Source organism: Pseudidiomarina xizangensis, from assembly GCF_052541995.1.
Map to the genome: position 1 here is coordinate 1,045,042 of NZ_JBOBQA010000001.1, position 22,709 is coordinate 1,067,750.

Below are 22,709 nucleotides of genomic sequence, written 5' to 3' on the forward strand. Positions count from 1 at the left end.
GATGTTAGTTATTCGCTGTTTGCTGTTCGTTGTTTTGTGCTACGAATCAAACCATTTAGCAAAATGGTAAACTATTTACGTAGACGTAGTACAATTCTTACTAATGTATCCGAGCCGACGACTTAATTCGAGTTGTGATTCCAACTCAGCAATCGAGCCTCTGGCAATATAATAAAATCTAAGCTGCTCTTTAAAGAATCTTCTTCCCGAACCTTCAGCAATGTTACTGGGAATTGAAACCGCAGATCGGCGCATTTGGCTAACCAAACCGAAAGTTTCAAAGCGAGGATAATACTCCGTGATACCATAAACCATCACACACAATTCCATTGCCGTTTGATAGACCTGCAAATCTTTATACATTTTAACCTCCATGTTGAATTTAAGCCTAACCGCTTTAAACAAACATCCAGCAGCAAATAGCGAACATCGCACTTGACTTTACGACCAAAAACAGGCATATTCCCCGCCCTATTAAACCAATGCACACAGATAACGAATTTTAGGAGTTCACCTTGGCTAACATTAAGTCTGCTAAAAAGCGTGCGGTACAAGCGGAAACGAACCGTCGCCACAACGCGAGCCGTCGCTCAATGATGCGCACCCAATTGAAAAAAGTAATTACTGCGATTGAAGCAGGCGATAAAGCGGCTGCCCAGCAGGCATTTACTGGCCTTCAACCGGTGCTTGACCGTTACGCGACCAAAGGCCTTATCGGCAAGAATAAAGCAGCTCGTCATAAGAGCCGCTTAAGCGCGAAAATCAACGCGCTGTAAGGAATTAAATTCCTCCGTTTCTGAAGAAACCGGTCTTTTGGCCGGTTTTTTTATGCCTGTTAATATTGGCTGTTAACGAACTTTCTGGCAAAATGGAAATGTTACAAAAACGATAAAAACGTTAACATATTAGGGATTAGGAGTTCATTTTGCGCCACATTACATTTTTTCTTGTTCTTACAGCTCTATATTTCAGTCTTGCACCTCAAGTGCAGGCAAATGAGCAAGTAAAGCAGTATGCAGTCCAGGATTTTTTCACCCACCCTGTTTATAACGGGGTCATCATATCCCCGTCAGGTAAGTATTTTGCTATCAAATCCACCGAAGGTATTAATGATGCCATTTTTGTTTTTGACCGCGAAGAACAAAAATTAGTCAGCAAATTTGCTTTCGGCGAATACCAACGGTTTTCAAATATTCGTTGGGTCAATGACGAACGACTTATCTTCACCGGCCGTAAATTTGTCGGTTATTTGGATCAGCGCGGCTCACCACCGAGCCTTTATGCTGCGAACGCTGATGGCTCTAATCGGCGCGAACTTATTCGCTGGGGAGGTTCTGGTTGGACACTATTAAGTCTTCTTCCCGACGATGACGAGCATGTCATGATTGGCAAGCTGTATGGTAGTGAAGACGGAATGTTCGCGCATAAACTCAACATCAACGACGGCCGCACCTATTACTTGAACGACCAACCTAAAGAGCCCGGTAGCTTGCTCGCCGACAATACCGGTCAATTGCGCGCTAGCTTCAATTATGAAGAAACCGACGACGATGATTACAGCAAAGGGACTTTTATCCTCAACTATAAACCCTTCGAATCGGATGAGTGGAAGAAGTTTCACATGGAGCAGTTCGATCAGGGCGGCAGACTGAGTTTTGTTGGCTTTTCGCAAGACAATCGTTACGCCTTCGTTAGTGCAGATTTTGAAACAGAAACCCGAGCTCTCTATCAGTTTGACACTGCAACTGAAGCTTTTGAGCGGCTTTATGTGAACACTATTGCAGATATCTCAGATATTATTTACGGTACGGACGGCGACCCCATCGGCGTGGAGTCAATGCCCGGCAAAATAGAACGGCACTACCTAACCGAAAGTGAAGACGTCGACGCTCTGAAAGCTTTAACAGCTGCTTTTGGCGATCAGCAGGTCTCAATTACTAGTACAACGGAAGATGGTAAGTTAGCAGTTGTACACGTTAGCTCGGATACCAACCCTGGGCAGTATTATCTGTTCGATATGAAAACTTTGGCCGCAAAATTTATTGCTTCACCTTACCCCAACCTTGCTGCAACCGACATGGCAACGGTGCAACCTATCAAGGTTGAAGCTCGTGATGGCTTGGCATTACACGGCTATTTAACCTTGCCTAATAGTTATGATAAAGCCACGGATGGAGCGTTACCAACTATCGTTAACGTACACGGCGGGCCACATGGTCCGCGTGACACTTGGGGTTTTTCTCCAGAAAATCAGTTTTTTGCTAATCGCGGCTATGCTGTCTTACAAATTAACTTCCGCGGCTCCGGTGGTTACGGTGAAGCATTTCAAGAAGCAGGCTACCGCAAATGGGGCCGTGAGATGCAAGACGATGTCACCGACGCCACGTTATGGGCAATTGAAGAAGGATATGCGGCTGCGGATCGCATCTGCATCTATGGCGGCAGTTACGGCGGCTACGCCTCGTTAATGGGCGTCATTCGTGAACCCGATTTGTATCAATGCTCGGTAGGCTATGTTGGCGTTTATAGCTTACCGGTCATGAAACGTTGGGGCGATATCGTAAAACATCGTAGTGGTCGCAAGTACCTTGATCATGTTCTAGGGACAGATGAAGAGGTATTGAAAGCCAATTCTCCGGCCTACAATGTTGATAAAATCAAAGTACCGCTTTACATTGTTCATGGCACTGAAGATGTTCGTGTGCCGATGGAACAATATGAAGCCCTGACTGAGGCATTAGATGCCGAAAGTATACCTTACCAATCGATGCTTAAGCCCGAAGGGCACGGCTATCAAATTGAAGAAAATCGTTTCGAACTCTACCGCAGTCTAGAAGCCTTTTTTGCAAAACATATTGGCGCTAAGTAACTTTGGCGCGCAAATGAATAAGCATGTCTCCGTAGCTCAGCTGGATAGAGCAGCCCCCTCCTAAGGGGCAGGCCGCAGGTTCGAATCCTGCCGGGGACGCCATGACAATGTCATGATGACAAATGTCATGATGACAAGTGAGGAGTAAACATGGAACATTGGTCAAAGTATTGGCACACAGCTGGTGTGTTGAACAGTTTTGCTGAAGGCGACGCCAACAGTGGTTACACCGGCGAATTAAAGAAGTTCTGGGAACAACAATTAAACGATGTACCCCAAGGCGCGACCGTCGTTGATCTTGGTACCGGTAACGGTGCGTTAGCCTTACTCGCACGGGACTTCAGTGTTACCAACCAAAAAGACTTTTCGGTACATGGGGTTGATGCCGCACAAATTGACCCGGTAAAACAATTCGAGAAGTCCCCCGCGCTTGCTAAGAAATTGAAAAAAATAAGCTTTCATAGTGAGACCCCCATCGAGTCATTGCCGTTCGATGAGGGCTCCATTGACGTAATGATAGCCCAGTTTGCATTTGAATATGCAGACCGCAATGACGCGTTGAAAGAAGTCTTACAAACGTTAAAAAGCGGCGGAAAGCTCGTTACGGTTATGCATCACAACGATAGCGAAATGGTTAAGGACTCTAAAATTGGCGTGGCGGTTCTCACCGAGATACTCGAGAATTCACCCGTGTTTCAACAAAGCGATATGCTACTCGATTTGGCGAGCCAGGCCATTCCACAAATCGGCGCGGAAGGATGGGAAAGTTACCCACATAATCAAATACTTACCCGCAGTATTCAGTGGACGATGAAAACACTTCAAGAAAAGTTTTCTAAACCTGCAGAATTAAACTACGTGAACGATGTTGTGCGACGCATTGCACGCATTTTTGAGGTAATGAATGCGGAAAACCTTAACGCTTGTAAGCGCCAGTTAGCTTTCGAATACCATTTACTTAATGATCACCGTTTACGCTTAAAAGATCAGCTTACTGCAACATTGACGAAGAAAGACGCCAACACTATCGTCAAGGCCGCGGAAAAGGCCGGTGCCTCAGCTAAATTGGATGTTCTTACTATTAATGACACGCCCTTTGGTTGGACGCTTACCCTTATCAAATAAGGATGCTCTTTCTCTTATTCTAAGCCCCCGTAGCTCCAGAGCTGCGGTTTTTTTGCGGCTAATAATCAGACCAACGCGCAGTTATCACCAAACAAAAAAACGGGACCAGAAGGTCCCGTTTTTGTTTCTTTCTAACCAACTTCCAGATTAGAAGTTTTGTTGGAAACGTACGTAGAATATGCGACCCCAGCCATTGTATAGGCCGTAGTTGTAGTCGCGACCACCGAACGAAATCAGTTCAGGTAGTTTTTCAAACGCGTTTTGAACACCTACAGTCACCTTGTTGTCCCACTGAGTATCGTAAGACACTTGGATGTCATGCGTTACCCATGTACCAACAGAACCGGTACGTGATACGCCATCAGCACCATCAGGATCAGCGGTCACGCTAGTGTACTGTTTACCGATCATGTTGATGTTATAAGCAACTGTCAGGTCGTTCAGCGTGTAAGTATTCGACAATACACCACGTTGACGAGGAACACCTGGGTCACGAACAACATTACGGCCACCATCTACCGCGAAGTCAAGCATATGACTTAACTGGAAGTTGTTGGTCAATGCGCCCATGTCACCGAAGTCCCAGTTCGCGCGAATGTTAAAGTCCAAACCGCTGGTCTCAAGTGTACCTTCGTTACCAAAACCTGCATCGATGCGCGTGATAACACCGTCTTGGTTACGAGTTACACCCAAACCAGCTGGAATTGGGTCACCCGCCAAGCTGCGGTCGATCAAGGTTTGTGAACCAAACGCACGGATACGATCTTCGATTTCGATGTTGTAATAATCGACAGCGAAGCTGATGCCTTCTGTAACGTTCATCGCTAAACCAGTTGAAAACTGCTTAGATGTTTCAGCACCCAAGTCAGGGTTAGCAATGTAGAACGCACTGATTTGACATTGGTCGTCTGGGTCACCAGCAAGTACCGCACATGTTTGCGGGTCATTTACAGAGTCAGCAGAAAACGAAGTTTTCTGAGTCAAGATATCCAGTGACGGTGCACGGAAACCTTCACCATATGAACCACGCCATACGATATCGTCACTCAATGACCAGCGGAAGCTCACTTTAGGAGCGAAGTTACCGCCGAAGTCTGAATAACGGTCATAACGGCCTGCAAAGTTCAATTCGAAGTCATAAGTTACAGGAACCAATACTTCGAAGAATGCCGCGTTCACAGTACGACCACCACCAGCTGAGTTACCAGCAGAACCACCTACTAAGCCAGCTTCTGATTGTGAGTCATATTTGTCATTGTAAATTTCTGAACGGTGTTCGAAACCGATGAAACCTTGAACCATACCTGCGTCAGTTGAAGCGATATCGAACGACGTATTCGCATAGTACTCATCGATGTCGAAGTCAGAGATACGTGAGGTAGTTACAACACCAGCTGCCAATACATCGTCAGGGTTTTGAGTTGGGCTTTGGATATCGTAACCAAAACGGCAGTTTGCAGGATCGAAGCTACCATCTGAACAGTAACCTGGGTTGAAGTCGTTGATGTTACCCCAAGCAGTGTTTGCTGAAAGGTAGCCGTCACCAATTTCAGTGGTGTTGTTACGTACACGGCGGTAACCGAAGTCAACAACCACGTCACCGATGTTACCTTCGAAACCAAGTAACAAATCTTTGTTTTTGTTGGTTACAGTAGTATCACGGTTACCCATTGCTGCGAAACGGTGCCACAAGTGTACTGGGCGATTTGCGCCTACATAGGCTGGATCAAATGCAACCGCTTTAGGGTTGTTTGGATCATAGAACCATGCATCAGGGTTAGTTGGGTTGTTGTAGCTATCAGCTGGGGTATCTAGAGAACCGCCATAGTAGAAGTTCGAATCCGGTGCTGGAGCATAACGACCAAATGATTCGGTTTCTGCGATGCTAGCGTTCGCGTAGAATTTCCAGTCCGCATTAATTTGATGCTCACCCTTCAAGAACAAAGATTCGTTCGCTGAAGATGCTTCGTTCGCGTTGGTCGCGTTGAAGTTATAACGACACAAATTGCCATCTTTGAAGAAGTTCTCAGCGCCACAAGCTCCTGGGATACCTTGGAAGTTAAAGAATTCGTCAAGAGGGTAGTAGTTCGCACCAAAGATAGAAGAACCTCTATCAACCCATGGGTAAGCATTTTCGTATACGATTTCACGTTTGTTCCAAGATACACCACCTAACAAAGAGGTTGTGCCATCAGATGAACCGATCAAAATGCTACCGTTCTCACGGTCACCGCCTTCACGTGGAACAGACACTTCGCCTTTACCCAAAGTGATTTGCGCACCGTTGTAGTCTTTACGAGTGATAACGTTAATTACACCACCGATTGCGTCTGAACCGTAGATTGCAGATGCACCGTCAGACAAGATCTCGATACGCTCTACAGCACCTAGTGGGATAGAGTTCAAATCTTGGCTTGAACCGGTTGACGGAGACATAGTTAAACGACGGCCGTCGACAAGCACGAGTGAACGCGAGGCACCTAGACCACGTAAGTCAACCTGAGAAACACCCTGTGCAGAGCTACCAGATTGCGGACGGAATGAACCGGTTGAGTTAAACGTTGTGTTACGAATGATATCAGCAACAGAAATATCACCTGAAAGGTCAATCGCTTCACGGTCAATTACGGTAACCGGAACTGCACCTTCCATATCGGTACGCTGAATGCGTGAACCGGTAATTGTAATGCGCTCTTGCGCTTCTTCTGCTTGCTCTTCTTCTTCTTGTTGGTCTTGCGCCATAGCTGCACCTGACATCGCAAGTGAGGCGCCACCAAACATTAGAGCTAAGCGGATAGACTTAGCTAATTTGTTATTAGTATACATATCTTCTCCCTGGATCACTTTTAATAGTGATGACTAGTTTGAACAGGCAATTAGATTAACCAATTGCAAGTTATAGACGCGAAAAAAAACGTGACGAACTTCACGTTCTCTAACTTGTCATATCCGATACTAATCAAAAAAAACCCATTCGGCAACATAGAATCTGCTAAAAATAGGTATTTGTGGTGTTTTCCTCGCGCCCAAATGTATAATTCTGTTTACTACCTCTAAAATAAGTTAACATTTTTACTACAAGAGATTGGGTTCTGCATCGCGAGGCCCTGACGTCACTCGCAGAAAAACTAGGCCTTACCTGATAGCTCCTGCAACGATGCCTCGCTGCTACCTGCATATTGATAAGCCTGCGCGAGAAATAGCTCACCACACGCTACGGCATCACTATAAGCATGATGGGCGTCATACCCAGGTAAACCAAAACGTTTCCGGCAAGCGGGCAAGGTTAAACTGCCACGGGCAATATGATGTTGTTGCTGCCGCAACCGTGATGCTTCGAAGGTTAGGGTATCGAATGTGGCCAACGGCTGAAGTTTAAGCTGATGTTGTTTGGCCAGCCGTTCCAAAAACTGCCAGTCAAACTGCACATGATGACAGACCAAAACCGCCCCATTTAGCACCGAAGCCAACTGCTCCAAAGCTTGCCGGGGCGGCGTAGCATCGACGAAATCGCGGCTAACCAAGCCGTGAACAACAGGCGATTGCTTTAAATCAGGTTGTGCCTGGGTAACAAAATACTGCGCTTGTTGGTAATCGATAATCGGCGGTTCAATCACTACCCAGCCCATCGCCAGTACCTGATCTGACTTAGGATCAAGGCCACTGGTTTCTAGATCAAGTGCGACATAACGGTGTTGCCGCCAACTTCTTTGCAAACTGCGGTGACGCTGCCAGTAACGCTGCAAACTTGCTATCCAGCTGTCCATAAACGTACTCATGGCCTTTAACCAATGCGCCCGAATTTCAGACCAATGCCTTGCTGGCAGTCTTTCACAATCCGAAAAGCTGACTTCAGCTGGCGTCGCGTCAGGGTGCTAAGGGCATTTGGGTCCAGCGCATTCTTCGGTTGTTCGGTACCCCAAACCGCCAATTGGTGCTGTAATCGCAACTGAGTGAGGAATTGCCAAGCTTCGGCAAGTGATTGATTATCTTTCTCACTTAGCAGTTTGGAGTGTTCCAACAATTGCAGTCGGGTTAGTGTGCGTGGCTCCGTTAACCCCTCGTGTAAACTGTAAAGCCGCACGATATCGTTAATAAGTGCTATTCCATAACGCTTGATATCAACCCAATCACTGTCTTTCCCCGATTCGGTACCACGAAAACGGTTAAACAAACCCAGGGGTACCTGCACACTACTTTGTAAACGTGCCAGATTACCCAGGAAGAACTCGGAACGACCCAACTTGGCCACGTCGTCGCGGTAGACCTGATAAAGACGCTTGTTGCCGCACACATTGCGACTATCAAAAAAAATCTGACAATACATCAACGCCTTCGGTGTCGGGCTCCGGGTCCAGCTTTCGAACCGTTCCAACCACCCCGCGCGCGTGCGCCTGCAATCTGCATTTGAAGCCATGATAGTGCCCGGGCATTTCGGAACGCCGCAATCGGCTAGTCCCTGGCAAACAAACTCACCAAGTCCGGCAAACCAAGCTAACTGCTTTTCATTCAAATCATTGCCTAACAATAAGCCATTATCTTGATCGGAGCTTAACGTTTGGTCCTGCCGACCTTGCGAACCAAACGCCAGCCAAACATAGGAGGCTGGTGCAACACCGTGCTCCTGTTCATAGAAATCAATCAATTTCCGCGTCATGGTATCGGTGAGGCTCGCCAACAACCGTCCCACCGCGCCAGCATCATTCACGCGTGCGGCAAAGCTGTGCATGTAATCTGGAATATGTGCGGCCTCGGCAATCAAAGCCGCGGGATCAGAGGCCTTGTTCAGGGCACTGATCAGCATCACTGGTTCACTTTTTTGCTGCCGCATCAGATCCGTATTGGTCAACATACCGATAGGTTCGCCATCCTCGCCCACTACCGGAATGTGATGAATGTTCTCCTGCGTCATTAAGGCCAGCGCATCCAACAGACTCTGCTTTACGCCGATGGTCGCCGGCGCCTGAGTCATTACCGCATTGATATGAATGTCATAGCTAAGCCCCTGCGCCACCACCCGATTGCGTAGATCGCGGTCGGTTAGAATGCCATTCAGACGTCCGTCATCGACCACCATGATCGAGGAAATTTTCTCCTCCCGCATCGCCTGAGCCGCCTCCTTAATCGTCGCCGTACTGCTTAAACACACCGCCTCACGCTGCACCACCTCACCCACCGGCCGTTGCAACGAATCCACATATCCAGCAGGGGCAGCCCCCTGTGGATAAGCAGGGGCTGCCCCTTCTGGATAAGTTGCGGAGCTGCGGTTGGGCTGGCTGAAACTGGTCTCAGTTAAGAGCCGTTGTTCGTGTGCGCGAATAAAGTAATGTTCGAATGCGCGGGAATTCCGGCGAAGGTGGTCGAAGTCGGCAGCAGCAACAATAAAAATAATGCCATCTTCAATCACCTCAAGTTGATTCACTACGTCGCGGCCACTGAGTAACGAAGGAAAGCCGAACAGGTCGTGTGACTCCAGTCGTTCAATGAAATGACCGTCGGGCGCAAGCAAATCAAAACCGCCTGAACGCACAATGTACAATGCCGGGCTGTAGCTCTTGAAGAACTCATCCACATTGTGTTCATTGATATAAGCGGCTTTAATTTGCCCAGCTATCCACTGCCGCTGCTCAGCATCAAGCTGATCGAACGGCGGACAGTCGAGCAAGAAACGATTCAGTTCAGCAAAATCCGGCTGCATAGTTAAAACCTTTAACGGCGATGTTCGCTGTTGCTTTACCTTATTAAAAAAAGCCCGGCGCGAAGCCGGGCTGATAACTCAATGACTGGTCGCCTGACCGGCACCTTTCGGATACCGAATCGACTCAACCAAGTCTTGTGTCGCTTGCGGCGCATCGCCCGTTAACTTGTGTACCACATACGATACAACAAAGTTAATCAGCATGCCCAAGGTTCCTATACCTTCTGGAGAGATACCAAATAACCAGTTATCTGCGTTATTTGCTGCTGGGTTCACGAACTTGAAGTAAATGATATACGTCAAAGTGAATAGAACACCAATCACCATGCCAGCAATAGCACCTGTACTATTCATACGCTTATAGAAAATACCCAGGATGATCGCAGGGAAGAAGCTTGCCGCCGCTAAGCCGAAGGCAAACGCCACCACCTGCGCTACGAAACCGGGCGGATTAATACCGAACCAGGTCGACAGCGCAATCGCCAGACCGGCTGCTACCCTCGCCCACATCAACTCTTGCCGATCGGTAATATTCGGTGCCAGCGTTCGTTTCAACAAGTCATGTGACACCGAGGTGGAGATCACCAACAGTAGACCCGCCGAGGTTGATAACGCTGCGGCAACACCACCGGCGGCAACTAATGCCACTACCCACGCAGGTAGGTCAGCAATTTCGGGATTAGCCAAAACCATAATGTCACGGTCAACGTTCATCTCGTTACGCTCGTCACCTGAGTAGAACATCTCGCCATCACCGTTCTTGTCTTCCCATGAGATCAAGCCGGTTTGCTCCCAGTTCTTGATCCACGACGGTGCCTGATCATACTCGACACCGGTCAAATCAGGACCGTTTACGGTATTTATCAAGTTAACTTTGGCAAAGGCAGCAATTGATGGCGCGGTCAAATAGACCACTGAGATAAACACTAACGCCCAACCCGCTGAACGGCGTGCATCACGAACTTTCGGTACAGTGAAGAAACGCACGATAACGTGCGGTAAACCTGCAGTCCCCACCATTAACGCGGCGGTGATGGCAAACACGTCAATTTTCGACTTCACGCCAGAAGTATATGCTGCTAAGCCTAACTCCTCGGAAAGTCCATCGAGTCGTGCGAGCAAATAATTCCCCTCACCCACAACACCTTCGGCAATTGTTGCGCCGAAGCCAGTTTGTGGCAGGAAATGACCGGTCATGTAAATCGAAATGAAAATCGCCGGGACCAGGTAAGCAAATGCCAAGACGCAGTACTGGGCAACCTGGGTATAGGTAATACCTTTCATGCCACCGAGTACGGTGTAGAAGAATACAATCACTGCACCAATAAAGACGCCAGTGGCGATTTCAACTTCTAAGAAACGCGAGAACACCACGCCAACCCCGCGCATCTGACCAGCAATGTAGGTGAAACTAATCAAAATTGCACAGATCACAGCAATAGTTCGTGCGGTTTGCGAGTAGTAACGGTCACCAATGAAATCTGGCACGGTGAACTTACCAAACTTACGTAGGTACGGTGCCAGGCACAGCGCAAGCAGCACATAACCACCGGTCCAACCCATCAGGTACACGCTACCATCATAACCGGCGAAAGAAATAATCCCCGCCATCGAAATAAAGGATGCTGCTGACATCCAATCTGCCGCGGTTGCCATCCCATTCATTACTGGATGCACACCACCACTGGCAACATAAAAATCGTTCGTCGAACCGGCCCGTGACCAAATCGCAATTGCGATATAAAGTGCGAAGGTAAGGCCGACGATAATAAACGTAAGCGTTTGAATATCCATGTTTCGGCCTCTTTAGTCTTCGTGAACTTCGTATTTGTTATCGAGCGCCGTCATTCGTTTTATGTAAATAAAAATCAGAATGACGAAAGTGATAATTGACCCTTGCTGAGCAAACCAAAAACCCAACTTAAAGCCAAAAAAGGTGATCTGATTAAGCCAGTCCACCAAAATAATTCCAAAACCAAACGACACGATAAACCAGACCGCTAACAGCTTAAGTACCAGTCCAATATTCTCGCGCCAGTAGGCTTTAGCGAGTTCTTCGCTTTTAAAAGCCATAACGCCCTCCAGGTTGTTCTATTGTTATTTTACGTTGTTCACCTAGCAATCTAGTCGCACTGTGCCGAAGGAGAAATACGACATTGGTCGAATCACCTAAAAAACACCGCCGAAGCAGTGTTTTTAATGGTTAAAGCAACAATTTACTCGCCGATATACTGATCAAAAAATGCAAGCATCTTTTGCCAGCGCTCGACGTTATTTTCAGGTTTATAAAAACCATGCCCCTCTGCTTCTTTGTACATCCACTCATACGGATGATTGCGCTCCTTCAAAGCATCACGCAAGCCAAATGCATGCGCTTCTGGCACGCGAACATCGGCACCACCTTGAATGATGAATACGGGTGCCTTGAGCTTGTCAACATTGTTGACCGGTGATTGCGCTTCGCGGCCTTCTTCAGCAGAAGGCAGTACTTGATCAAGGTAATTACGGCCCGCACGCGCCTCCTGAATATCGCCCTGTTCGTACATCAGGTTTAAGTTGTACACGCCAACAAAACCGACAATACATTGATACAGATCGGGCTCGCGCACACCACTTTGTACCGCCGCATAGCCACCATAGGAAGCCCCATAAACGCAAACACGATCTTCATCGGCAATACCTTCTTTAATCAGGTGTTGCACGCCGTCGGTCATGTCGTTGATCATGGTGGTACCCCAGTTTTTATAGCCAAGTTCTAAAAACTCACGACCATAACCACCAGAACCACGGAAGTTCGGCTGCACTACCGCATAACCGTGTTCCGCGAATACCTTAGCGTCGCTGTCCATGCGCGTCATCGTGTCACGTATACCATGTGGCCCGCCGTGCGGTAATAAAATCAACGGCAAATCGCTAACATCGCCACCTTTCGGCAAGGTCAACAAGGCGTAAATATCGAGTCCATCACGACTCTTATAAACGATAGTCTTGGTAGTTGGAATGTCGTGATTTTCTAACCAAGGTTTGGCCGCGGCAATCAATGCCAATTTACCTTTATCGCGGTCAAACATATAGAATTTAGTCGGTGAGTTAACTGAATCAACCCGCACAGTCAAAATACCATTATCCCGCGTCGATGAATTGATCGACACCGACTTACCGGGGAATGTCGCGATTAAACTCTGCACCAGTTTTGAATAGTCTGCATCTGCTACATCACTGAAGAAAAACGCATCGATACCCTGATGCTCAAATGCTGCGCCGATGACCTCATTCGCACGACCATTTTTAACGCTCATAATAGGCATTAAATCGGTATCAGGATGTTCAGCCAAAATGGTTTCTTCTTTGCTACTGATATCGAGCACGCTCAATGCACGAGTATCCGACGTGCTATCGCTTAAACCAAGAACTTGATCAGTACCTGGCAACATCATCAAGGGTACAAATCCCCCCTCTTCCTCGTGGTAACTCATCACCTCATACCATTCCTGGTTGGCACCGTCACGGCCAAGAATTACGGTTTTATTACCCTCTTCAGGAGCAACTCCGAGCACCATGCGCGAGACACCCTTATCGTCAAGAATCACCTGCACGTTGGTACTGCGGTAAGCTTTTAACGGAATTCGTCCTTCTGAGCGTTTCCGCCCTGAAGTGATTTTCATCGTGTACAAGTCAAGGTATGGCTCAGCCGAAGTGAACGAGCGCTGGTAAATCATCACCGCATCAGGTTGTTCCGGCAGGTAGTCGACGACTTGCGCAAATACATATTCACCACTGTCTGAGCGTGGTCCAGTAAGAATCACCTGCTTCGAACCATCAGCGTCCATTGCAAAAAGTTCACCAGTGGGCACTGGCTGGTCTAATGAACCGACCTCACGTGCCATGGTCATCACCAAGCGCTCATTGTTCGCCCACTGAAACGACCCCACTGATTCATTACCTCTGCCTTGAGTAACGGAAATAATTTTGCTCGCGCCAATATCAATTACAGTGAGCTGCACGGTTCCGTCTGTTGTTCTTGACGTGGCCGCTAAGTAGTCGCCTTCAGGCGATATTTTCACATCAAGATATTGCGAGTGCCTGGCATAGCTTTCCAACAGCTCCGTGTCCGCTGTAGAGCTGAAGCTCAATGCTGGAATGGCTAAAGCGACCAGTCCTAATAAAATTGAATACTTCATAAAGCCCTCATTTTATATAGTCGTAACTTATTGTTATTCAATAAAAAAGCCCCACGAAGGTGGGGCTTTGGTCGTTCATATTTACATACCGATTCTAAAGCTTAGAAGCTGTATGAAACGTTAAAGAACGCACGACGGCCTAAGTAGTCAAGCTGTGACGCAAACAACGGCACGTTACCAACACGTGCGCCGAAGCTCACTTTTGGTGGTTGCTTGTCAAACACATTACCAATACCGAAAGTCACGTCAATATCATCTCTGAACGTGGTGCTCGCTGAAAGTGAATGAACCACATACGTTGGAATATGCGCATAGAATTTTACTGTCTCGCCGCGGTAGGTTGTTTCGTTAACACCGTAGTAAGAGTAGTTTTCTGTGCGATCATAGTAAGCCATGTTCCAGTTGTAGCTCCAGTCATCGCGAGTCAAGGTAGTATTAACCGTACCGACAGACTTCGGATTACCGTTCCAACCTAATGAATCCACAGGAGTGTCTGTTGCGAACTGCTGGAATGACCGCTCGATTTGATGGGTATGGTCTAACTTAATGCGTAAGTCACCAAAATCAAACGAGTCTTGGTAAGTTACTACAAAATCAAGACCACGAACCGTTTGCATTGCAGTGTTCAAATAACCACCACGAACTTCCAATATTGCCCAGTCACCATCTTGAGAGCCATCGCGACGGTCGATCTGATTACAGAACGGTTCGTTAGCGAAATCTTCAGAGGTGTAACACTGAGACAATACCGCGCCACCAGAAACACTCGAGATCTGGTTGCTGATCACTACGTCATAGTAGTCAACAGAAGCTGCGAAAGTACCTTCTGGGCTCGAGTAGACTAAGCCAATACCTTCAGAAACTGAAGTCTCAGCTTCCAATACGCCAGCACCACCACCAGTAACGGTAGTCATTGAACCACTACTGCTACCAGCAGTTGATGTGTAGGTTTCAGGAATACCTGCAGCCGCACAGTTCTCACGGATCCGTGGATTAGTCGACTCGACATAGTTCAAACATGGGTCAGCAGTTTGACCTAAGAAGCCAGTTTGACCTTCTAAGTACAATTCGAACAATGCCGGAGCACGGAATGAAGTACCGCGTGAAGCACGTACCCGGAAGCCTGAACCGATTGTCCAGTTCGCACTGATTTTGAAGGTAGTGTCGTCGCCGTAGGCATCGACATCAGTCCAACGACCAGAAGCGGTTACGTCTAAGCTTTCAACAAATGGTAAATCACGTACCACCGGAACCTGAAACTCAGCATAAACAGCTTTAGTTGTTGCTTCGCCCGCAGTGATACCAGCTGACGACAAGCCCCACGAGTTACCGTTACGGGTGTTTTCACCAGGGACATCGTTGATTTCATCACGTTGCCAGTAGACACCAGCCGCAGTCCCTAACGGACCTGCTGGTAAATCCATCAAGTCACCAGTGATGTACGCATCAAAGGTATCTTGTTTATACGTGGTGTTACCCTCGTCACGACCAAACAGGAAATCACGAGCCGCTTGGTTTGGGTTACCGTAGATGTTTTGTGGATCGAACCAGTCATATGCATGACAGTCGCGACCGGAGAACTCTGTTACACGGCCGTCACAGCTCGTGCCATTAAACAACAAGTCCTGCGCCATCAACATAGAATCACGAAGGATAATATCCTGTTCGTAAGTACCACTGTTGTGTGAACGCTGGTAAGAAGCATCCCAGTTCCAGAAACCGATTGAACCTTCTAAACCAACAACCGCACGGGTGTAATCGATAGTCGTTTCGTTACCGTAGTGGTTGGTGTAGTGAACAGGCATGACCCAGCTAGTACCCTCAAAGCCGTCTAGAGAACTAACAGGTACATAACCACCCAAATCTGCAGTCCAGAACTGACGTGCGCTTTGCGACTCAGTATTACGACGGCTGTGCAACAATTCACCATAAGCTGACATAGTGTCAGTTAGGTCGTAGTCGCCTTGTAAGAATACAGATGAAACCGTAGTTTCAGGAATCATCGTTTGGTCCAAACGGAACGGATGACCGCCGCCATCTAACAAGCCATCAGACTCACGATCATAACCCGCCCAGTACCAGCCATCTGGAGCAGCTGTGATGCCCGGATTAGTTTCAGTTACGTGTGGTACATCATAATCGCCGTAGTTATATTGCACCCGGCCAGTACCGGCAGGACTCCAGTGCCATAGACCAAAACCTGATTCGCTACAGTGATACTCACCCGTACGTGGATCGATTGGATCAGCACGCTCACCGGTTACAGTGTTAGTAAACAAGTAACGCTCTGAACAGTCGAAGTACTCACGGTCAGCACGTTTCAGACCAGTATTGACGTTGTGGTCAGCAACTACACGCCATGAACCACGGTCAAACGCTTCACCATAAGTAGCGTTAATACGATAAGTTTCACCGCCACCTTCAAAAGGAGCTAAGCCAGACACGTTAACTTCGCCGCCAGCACCTTTTTTAGTGATGATGTTGATGACACCAGCGACCGCATCAGAGCCGTAAAGAGATGATGCACCATCTTTAAGGATTTCAACGCGTTCGATAATGCTGATTGGTAATGCGTTCATATCAAACGCATTAACCGTACCGCGAGTACCTGCAGGTCCTGCACGACGACCGTTCAATAGAACGAGTGTACGGCTTGCACCCAAACCACGCATTGAAATCGATTCTGCACCGCTACCGCCGTTGGTTACATAACCAACCGAGTAAGCAGAAATCAACTGGTCAGAACCTGACGCGACAGTTGATGTACGTAATAATTCACCAAGCGTATTCAGACCCTGATCTTCAGCAAGCTCAGTGGTAATAATTTCAATTGGAGTTGGGTTATCAAGACCATCAGTACGAATACGTGAACCCGTGACTTGAATCTTTTCAACAACTTCTTTTTCATTAGCAGCTTTGCTGGTCGTCCTCAGATTGTTGATCTTGCGCAAAAGCTGGAGCGCCAGCTAAAAACGCAGTACCAAAACCTGCCATCATTATAGAACGGATTGAACTCGACAAATATGACTGCTTAGCCATGTGAGTCTCCCTGATAATTAATTATTATTGTAAGTTAGGTTTCAATAGAATTTTGTTTAAAATTCTATTGTTATAACCGTAGATTATGGATTTACGGAAGATGCTACTAGGCTGCAGCTTACTTCCGGCGCTCAGTCAACCACAGTTCTGCATCTTTTACAATAGTTTTAAAGCAAGTTGTACACACATTAAATGTACGAGTTATGTGCAACTTTTTCTGATCATTCTACACAGGTGTCTGTCAACATTTTGTTACATACTTAAATTCATGTTCTAGCGCTGTTTTAATAGATTAACAAAACCAAATATAACAAATGTTATATTTCATATAGTTAGGACGCTTATTGTCTATACAGCAATAGCGAGAGAAGGATCCGGTAACTCACCTTTTTTTGCGTGTTACCAAATGTTGCCCAAATTAGCAAGCTAAAACATGCCAAAATTAGCTTGCTAAACGGTAGTTGTATAACTTCCACTAGACCAACGTCGAACTTGACCAGCAAGCCCTGACCAAGCTACTGTTTTCGCTTACCAACGAGACCCACTCGGACCACCATGACTTTACTGCTGATTGTTGTTGCCCTAGCTTATATCGCCTTACTATTTGCAGTTGCTCACTTTGGCGCAGTAGGCAACGCAGCGAACTTCGGTTGGGCCTACTTACCGAAAATACCACGGCATTGACTGAGTTCTCTATTAATGAACTGGCGGCGGCTTTAAAAGCGCTACTCAAACACTTACAGCTTAACGCTCGGCGGTTGGACTAGCGATACAACGGCCACCTTGCAGAGTTAACACTGGCCGTGGCAGCACCTCACAGGTACCAACAATATCGTTTTGTTGTTGGTAACTGGTTTGCAATTGACGATGCTCGGCGATTAATTCCAACAACGCCTCTTCATCCAACGCAGTCGTTGAGTAAGCCATATAGTACTGTGGACCACCACATGGCCGGTGGCCAACTTCAGCTAAACGACATTGCTCAAGGTTATCTGCGTACGCCATACCAATCATAGAGCGAATCTGTTGGTCAAGACCCGCCATGCGGGCCTGAGCTTCTTCTACCTCTATGGGTTGCGAAGGCTGCTTAGGTAGCGGCTCCTCTTTAGGGCCACCACAGCCTGCCAGCAACAGCAGGGTCACACTGGTGATAAGATATTTCATAGCTACTACTCCTTGTACCTTAGCGCTGCGGGCGCCGACGCAGCCAAATAATCGGTAATGCTAACAAACCTAACCAAACACCAAAGCTACCTGATGATTCCTCACCATCAGCACCAGACTCACGCGGATAAACACTGATAGTAACGTCATCGGTATCTTCCAACTGACCATCGCTTACCGTCAGACGGAAGGTTAGATCTTCTTCTGAACTCACCGTTGGTGCAGTAAAGGTTGCGGTGACTTCATTTGCGCCTGATAACTCAACCGCCGTACCTGCTGTTTGTGCCCAGCTGTACGACAAAACATCGTTATCTGGGTCACCGCTGGTTTCGCCACTCAGCGTGACAAGCTGTCCGCTAGGTACGCGCGTCAAGGCACTGTTGGCCGAAGCATTAGGCGCCACATTTGGGCCCTGGAAGATTACCAAGACTGTTGCGGTCGTTGCTTGCAAACCATCGGATACTGTCACTTCAAATTCCGCAGTTTCCGATTCTTCGACCGCTGGCACCACAATGCGCGCAACAGCCTGGTTGCTATCAGCAATTTCTACTGTGGTACCCGACAGTTGCTGCCAGCTGAAGCTCAAAGTATCGCCGTCAGGGTCACTACTACCGCTGGCATCAAGTTCAACTTCAGTGTCAGCTTGCTGACCACCACTAATTGATTCGACCACCGCTACTGGTGGATTGTTAACCACCGTAACGCTGACCGTACCTGTTGTGGTTGACTGTCCTGCGGCATCAACCCCACGGTAGGTAAAGCTGTCAGTACCGACGAAATTTGCATTCGGTAAATAGCGCAGGTTGTTGTTAGTCAACACTTCGACCGAGCCATTGCTCGCATTGCCGACAACTTCAACTGTGACATCACCTTCGGCGTTGATTTGTTGTGGCAGCACCGCGCTGTAACTGCTCGAGCCAGAGCTTACCGTTGCCAGAGTTAACAAGTCACGACCTGGTGCCGCGAACTCAGTGCTTAAGTCGATGGTAACCGCTTCATCACGCTGGGTTTGTACCACGCGATTCGGCGCATCGGCGATAGTGTCAACCATCAGGTCAAAACTCACCTCAACGGCTGCACGTTCGCCACGTTCAAGCATTGGCTGCAACACAGTACCGTTACTGGGGTAACTTCCCACACCATCAAAGTAGCGTTGAATACCTAAGTTACCGAGCGAATCCGCTGGCGCCTGAGCGCCAATTGTTAGCGCCTGAGGTTCATTGGTCGGCAAATCGATGTAGTTAAAGTAAACTTTGGCTGTCCCCAACTCGTACCAAATCGAGAAGCTGTAACGATCACCGGATTCATCATCCCACTCACGTACACTTTCAAACTCGATAACCAAATAATCGGTGGTTCCATCACCCACGACCGCGTAGTTGATCTGGCCACCGCCAACATTGGTACCCATCTCTAGATCTGTCCAGAACGGGGCCCAGAAACCCGCTGTGCGCGAGCTATCTGGAACTTGTCTGTTGCTCGCAGTACCACTCATTGCGGCTGATTGTTCGCCGGCCGCGATAATACCGTTGGTCGAAATTGTCACGGTTTCATAAAGCACGTTATCAAGATACACACCACCAAAATCCCCAATTGCTAAGGTAAAGATGGAGTCATCACAACCATCAGCACAGATTGAATTCGACGGCGCCGAACCTGTTACATCCTCGATCGTCTGACCCGCGAAAAACTCGCTGCTAGCGATCGTAAACGACTTGATATTTGCTTCGTCCGTTTGCGAGCCAGTCCAGGTGATGCTGCGTTCATCGGCGGCAAGACCTTTATTTGTCGCTGATGAACGGGTCTCAGCAAAGCTTATTGAACCGTCAACGACTGTTGCGCCGTCTGGTAACTGCACATCAATAGTCACCGGGTCACTGCTGCTACCAAGCCCACCCCTCGCATTGATTGTGAAAGGTGTGCCGACGTCAACAGTGCCGGCAGTATGTGCCACCGTAACAATGGCTTCGTTATCAGAAGATGCCGCATAAATTGCTACCGGTAAACGCAGGGTTGGATGACTGCTAGCGCTGGTGGTAGCTAATACTTCGGCAAAAACCCAACCGTCACTCAACCAACGTGAATCGAGCTCAAAAGTGATGTCTTTACTTTCACCCGCAGCCAAATTAAAGATTGGCTCGTCGATGACAGCCGTCAGCTCAGGATTCTCCGAGTTAAATTCGACCGAAAAGCTAACCGCTGTACTACCTGTGTTAGTAAAGGTACGAGTAAATGAGCAACTTAATGAACAAGCATTGTTAGCCAGCGATGGCTTATCGACAACGACAAAACTGCCTGCTGCTGCACTGACGTTCAAACGTCCGGCACCGCGGTCAAATGGCGTTGCTGGAGTAATGGTGTCATCGTCACGTAAACCGTTATCTGTTGAAGTCATCAGTAACGACTTCAATTGATCAGGCGTTAAGCTTCCACGTTGATCTAATAATAGCGCTGCAGCACCCGCGACATGTGGCGAGGCCATTGACGTGCCCGACAAGCTACCGATGGTGTCATCGGGTACCGGCGCGAGAATATTACTACCCGGTGCGGTAATGTCTGGTTTCAGGAAGCTGGAGTCACCGTTCGGACCACGCGAGCTAAACGAAGACATGCTGTCTTCCTGCTCTTCAATAATTCTTAATTGTGGTGCTTTAATAGTTGCCGTAGCTGCACTGCTCCATTCGGCTCGAATCGCATCACCCGCTTGCTGAGTGATCAGCACCGATGGTAGCGTCGCTGCGTTCATCGACATGGTCAACAGGCCGGCTTCGTTGTTGTACACGATCATCGCATCAGCGCCAGCATTCTGTACATTGCCCGCCTTACTCTCAAAAGTACAATTACCGCGTTGGACTAAAACGATTTGATTATCAAAACTTCCTGCCGGGAAAGCAGAACAGGCTAAATTGTCACCAACGTTACTAGCTAGCGCGAGAGCCCCTGTAATATCTTGCGTGATCGAGAAGTTGCCATCACCGATCACTGCATTCACTTCAGGTAAACCCGCAGCAGCAACCCGCGGACTAATCTCACGACCATGTTGGCTGCTAGCAACGGTTAAGCCGTCTTCGATACAACCAGGACAGCCCACGGTACGATCACCAGGACCATCGTTACCGGCGGCAGTTACCGTTAACACTCCGGCTTCATGCGCCGCTGCAAAAGCTGAGCGATACGGACTATCTGCCGGATCGCCGCCAGGACCACTGCCCCAGGAGTTGTTGATAACATCGGCTCCATCAGCGACCGCGTCTTCCAGTGCGGGAATCAACTGTGAACTGCTACCGCTACCACTACCATCAACGTCGCTAAATAATGCTTTGTAAACCATGATATGCGCACCTGGCGCGACACCGGTCACATTTAGGGCTACGCCGTTGCTGGTATACGAGCCAGGGTTACCCGCAGCAGTGCCCGCAACGTGAGTGCCGTGACCATTGTGGTCAGCAGGTGTTTCGGTTTCGTCAGGGTGCACATCGCCCGTCGGCTCGTACCAACGTGCAACAATAATTTTGTCGTTACAGAAAGTCGGCTCTGTGGTGCAGTAATCGTCTTTCGTCGGACGGCTCACACTAGGATGCCCATTGTCCGCGAACAACGGATGGTCCTGATCGATACCGCCATCGATAATAGCAATTTTTATATCACGCCCAGCTTCCGCTTGGCCGCCGAGCTGACTCCAAACACCAGGTGCACTGATCAAATCCATTGAGCTTGGCGTGGTGGCGAAGTATTTTTTATCTTTATAGACGCGCTTCACGCCAGCCACTTGCTCAAGCTGCGCAATCAATGCTTGTTGGTCTGCCACTTTACCCGGCATTTCGACCACCAGACCGTTGAAAGTTAAGGTCAAGTGATACTTAGCTTCTAACTGGCCAACGCGTGCTTTGAGTTCACGTAAAACTTCAGTTTGTTTGCTCAACAAGTGTTGCTGGTAGGTTTTTACCGCCGGCGAGTTAAGCTGCAAGCGCTCGCTCTTGGTTGCCAATGCTGACGTCGGCTCAAAACCGGCGATGCCGCCCTTATACACTGCCGCAGCAGGTTCATTTAGCTCAACAATAAAGCGCGTCACATCGTATTTCTTAACCATGCGCTGAGCGAGCGAGGATTTCTTTGCAACCCTATGTTGCTGAACTAATTCCGGCGACTGCATGGTTTGCGTGCGCAGTTGTTGCGCCACTGCAGCCGTTACCGTCAATGATGACAATACGGCAAGCGCGACCACGGCGGGTCGTATAACCTGAGATACATCTTTCATTTTGCCTACCTTCCTGTTCTATCCTTTTATCATTCAACGATACCACGGCATAAAAGGATCAGGTACAGAAAGTGTGTAAAGAATGTTACAAAACTTAACAAGATTTAACTGACAGGAACTTCCAACTGCAGACGTTCAGCTAATAGTACCGCCTGTGTGCGGCTGTACACCCCGAGTTTGCGAAAAATAGCATCTGTCGCTTCGGCAATATGTGCCGAAGCGATTTAGGGATAAAACAAAGCTCACCTTGCAGTGCCTCGCGAAACAATGGGTGATCATCAGCAATTAAAAATTTAGCCATGCGCTGTAGCCCGTGGTTCTCTCACGGGAAAATTCTCCCGATTTTCGCGGTGGTTGAATCAACCACCCAATTCG

At 48.1% G+C, this 22,709-nt stretch carries 14 protein-coding genes, 1 tRNA gene and 1 pseudogene; 4 read left to right on the top strand and 12 right to left on the bottom strand.

Annotation, left to right across the window (positions count from 1 at the left end):
• Positions 1 to 75: 75 nt before the first annotated feature.
• Positions 76 to 363 (bottom strand): four helix bundle protein, encoded by a 288-nt coding sequence (locus ACQ5ES_RS05110; RefSeq protein ID WP_445014857.1) that lies wholly within the window; start codon positions 361 to 363, stop codon positions 76 to 78.
• A gap of 152 nt (positions 364 to 515) precedes the next feature.
• Here ACQ5ES_RS05110 and rpsT point away from each other — a divergent pair, with 152 nt between their 5' ends.
• The 4 genes from rpsT to ACQ5ES_RS05130 all read left to right on the top strand — a co-directional run bounded on the left by rpsT (position 516) and on the right by ACQ5ES_RS05130 (position 3,994).
• The gene (rpsT, locus tag ACQ5ES_RS05115; RefSeq protein WP_445014858.1) at positions 516 to 776 is read left to right on the top strand and encodes a 30S ribosomal protein S20; all 261 of its coding nucleotides are present in this window, start codon (positions 516 to 518) and stop codon (positions 774 to 776) included.
• A 149-nt stretch (positions 777 to 925) separates the two neighbouring features.
• Positions 926 to 2,869 (top strand): alpha/beta hydrolase family protein, encoded by a 1,944-nt coding sequence (locus ACQ5ES_RS05120; RefSeq protein WP_445014859.1) that lies wholly within the window; start codon positions 926 to 928, stop codon positions 2,867 to 2,869.
• 25 nt (positions 2,870 to 2,894) lie between these two features.
• Positions 2,895 to 2,971: transfer RNA gene (locus ACQ5ES_RS05125), tRNA-Arg, on the top strand.
• Positions 2,972 to 3,019: 48 nt separating this feature from the next.
• A complete protein-coding gene (locus ACQ5ES_RS05130; RefSeq protein WP_445014860.1) occupies positions 3,020 to 3,994 on the top strand; it encodes a class I SAM-dependent methyltransferase in 975 nt (324 codons plus the stop codon).
• 147 nt (positions 3,995 to 4,141) lie between these two features.
• Here ACQ5ES_RS05130 and ACQ5ES_RS05135 read toward each other — a convergent pair whose 3' ends face one another.
• The 11 genes and pseudogenes from ACQ5ES_RS05135 to ACQ5ES_RS05185 all read right to left on the bottom strand — a co-directional run.
• Positions 4,142 to 6,820, bottom strand: coding sequence for a TonB-dependent receptor plug domain-containing protein (locus tag ACQ5ES_RS05135; RefSeq protein WP_445014861.1), 2,679 nt, complete (start codon positions 6,818 to 6,820; stop codon positions 4,142 to 4,144).
• 302 nt (positions 6,821 to 7,122) lie between these two features.
• A complete protein-coding gene (locus ACQ5ES_RS05140) occupies positions 7,123 to 7,773 on the bottom strand; it encodes a 3'-5' exonuclease (RefSeq protein WP_445014862.1) in 651 nt (216 codons plus the stop codon).
• 5 nt (positions 7,774 to 7,778) lie between these two features.
• A complete protein-coding gene (locus tag ACQ5ES_RS05145) occupies positions 7,779 to 9,692 on the bottom strand; it encodes a DUF294 nucleotidyltransferase-like domain-containing protein (RefSeq protein WP_445014863.1) in 1,914 nt (637 codons plus the stop codon).
• A 78-nt stretch (positions 9,693 to 9,770) separates the two neighbouring features.
• Positions 9,771 to 11,486 carry a sodium:solute symporter family protein gene (locus ACQ5ES_RS05150; RefSeq protein ID WP_445014864.1) on the bottom strand — a complete coding sequence of 572 codons (1,716 nt, stop codon included), beginning with the start codon at positions 11,484 to 11,486 and terminating at the stop codon, positions 9,771 to 9,773.
• Positions 11,487 to 11,498: 12 nt separating this feature from the next.
• On the bottom strand, positions 11,499 to 11,765 hold the full coding sequence (locus tag ACQ5ES_RS05155; protein WP_445014865.1) for a DUF4212 domain-containing protein: 267 nt from the start codon (positions 11,763 to 11,765) through the stop codon (positions 11,499 to 11,501).
• Positions 11,766 to 11,908: 143 nt separating this feature from the next.
• A complete protein-coding gene (locus ACQ5ES_RS05160) occupies positions 11,909 to 13,873 on the bottom strand; it encodes a S9 family peptidase (protein WP_445014866.1) in 1,965 nt (654 codons plus the stop codon).
• 101 nt (positions 13,874 to 13,974) lie between these two features.
• Entirely contained in the window at positions 13,975 to 16,824 is a 2,850-nt protein-coding gene (locus tag ACQ5ES_RS05165; RefSeq protein ID WP_445014867.1) for a TonB-dependent receptor domain-containing protein, read from the bottom strand.
• Positions 16,781 to 16,912 (bottom strand): hypothetical protein, encoded by a 132-nt coding sequence (locus tag ACQ5ES_RS05170; protein WP_445014868.1) that lies wholly within the window; start codon positions 16,910 to 16,912, stop codon positions 16,781 to 16,783. Before ACQ5ES_RS05170 ends, ACQ5ES_RS05165 begins: the two co-directional genes overlap by 44 nt.
• 744 nt (positions 16,913 to 17,656) lie before the next feature.
• Positions 17,657 to 18,076, bottom strand: a complete 420-nt coding sequence (locus ACQ5ES_RS05175; protein WP_445014869.1) for a putative periplasmic lipoprotein — start codon at positions 18,074 to 18,076, stop codon at positions 17,657 to 17,659.
• A gap of 19 nt (positions 18,077 to 18,095) precedes the next feature.
• Complete coding sequence (locus ACQ5ES_RS05180) at positions 18,096 to 22,334, bottom strand: S8 family serine peptidase (RefSeq protein ID WP_445014870.1); 4,239 nt, start codon at positions 22,332 to 22,334, stop codon at positions 18,096 to 18,098.
• A gap of 104 nt (positions 22,335 to 22,438) precedes the next feature.
• A pseudogene (locus tag ACQ5ES_RS05185) lies at positions 22,439 to 22,546 on the bottom strand (DNA-binding response regulator); the annotation flags it as partial.
• Positions 22,547 to 22,709 lie beyond the last annotated feature (163 nt).

What these genes read in the sequence shown, in the direction of transcription:
- ACQ5ES_RS05175 (WP_445014869.1), bottom strand. Translation starts at nt 18,076, where the DNA reads ATGAAATATCTTATCACCAGTGTGACCCTGCTGTTGCTGGCAGGCTGT.
- ACQ5ES_RS05160 (WP_445014866.1), bottom strand. Translation starts at nt 13,873, where the DNA reads ATGAAGTATTCAATTTTATTAGGACTGGTCGCTTTAGCCATTCCAGCA.
- ACQ5ES_RS05170 (WP_445014868.1), bottom strand. Translation starts at nt 16,912, where the DNA reads ATGGCTAAGCAGTCATATTTGTCGAGTTCAATCCGTTCTATAATGATG.
- ACQ5ES_RS05140 (WP_445014862.1), bottom strand. Translation starts at nt 7,773, where the DNA reads ATGAGTACGTTTATGGACAGCTGGATAGCAAGTTTGCAGCGTTACTGG.
- ACQ5ES_RS05110 (WP_445014857.1), bottom strand. Translation starts at nt 363, where the DNA reads ATGTATAAAGATTTGCAGGTCTATCAAACGGCAATGGAATTGTGTGTG.
- ACQ5ES_RS05155 (WP_445014865.1), bottom strand. Translation starts at nt 11,765, where the DNA reads ATGGCTTTTAAAAGCGAAGAACTCGCTAAAGCCTACTGGCGCGAGAAT.
- ACQ5ES_RS05180 (WP_445014870.1), bottom strand. Translation starts at nt 22,334, where the DNA reads ATGAAAGATGTATCTCAGGTTATACGACCCGCCGTGGTCGCGCTTGCC.
- ACQ5ES_RS05145 (WP_445014863.1), bottom strand. Translation starts at nt 9,692, where the DNA reads ATGCAGCCGGATTTTGCTGAACTGAATCGTTTCTTGCTCGACTGTCCG.
- ACQ5ES_RS05150 (WP_445014864.1), bottom strand. Translation starts at nt 11,486, where the DNA reads ATGGATATTCAAACGCTTACGTTTATTATCGTCGGCCTTACCTTCGCA.
- ACQ5ES_RS05135 (WP_445014861.1), bottom strand. Translation starts at nt 6,820, where the DNA reads ATGTATACTAATAACAAATTAGCTAAGTCTATCCGCTTAGCTCTAATG.
- ACQ5ES_RS05130 (WP_445014860.1), top strand. Translation starts at nt 3,020, where the DNA reads ATGGAACATTGGTCAAAGTATTGGCACACAGCTGGTGTGTTGAACAGT.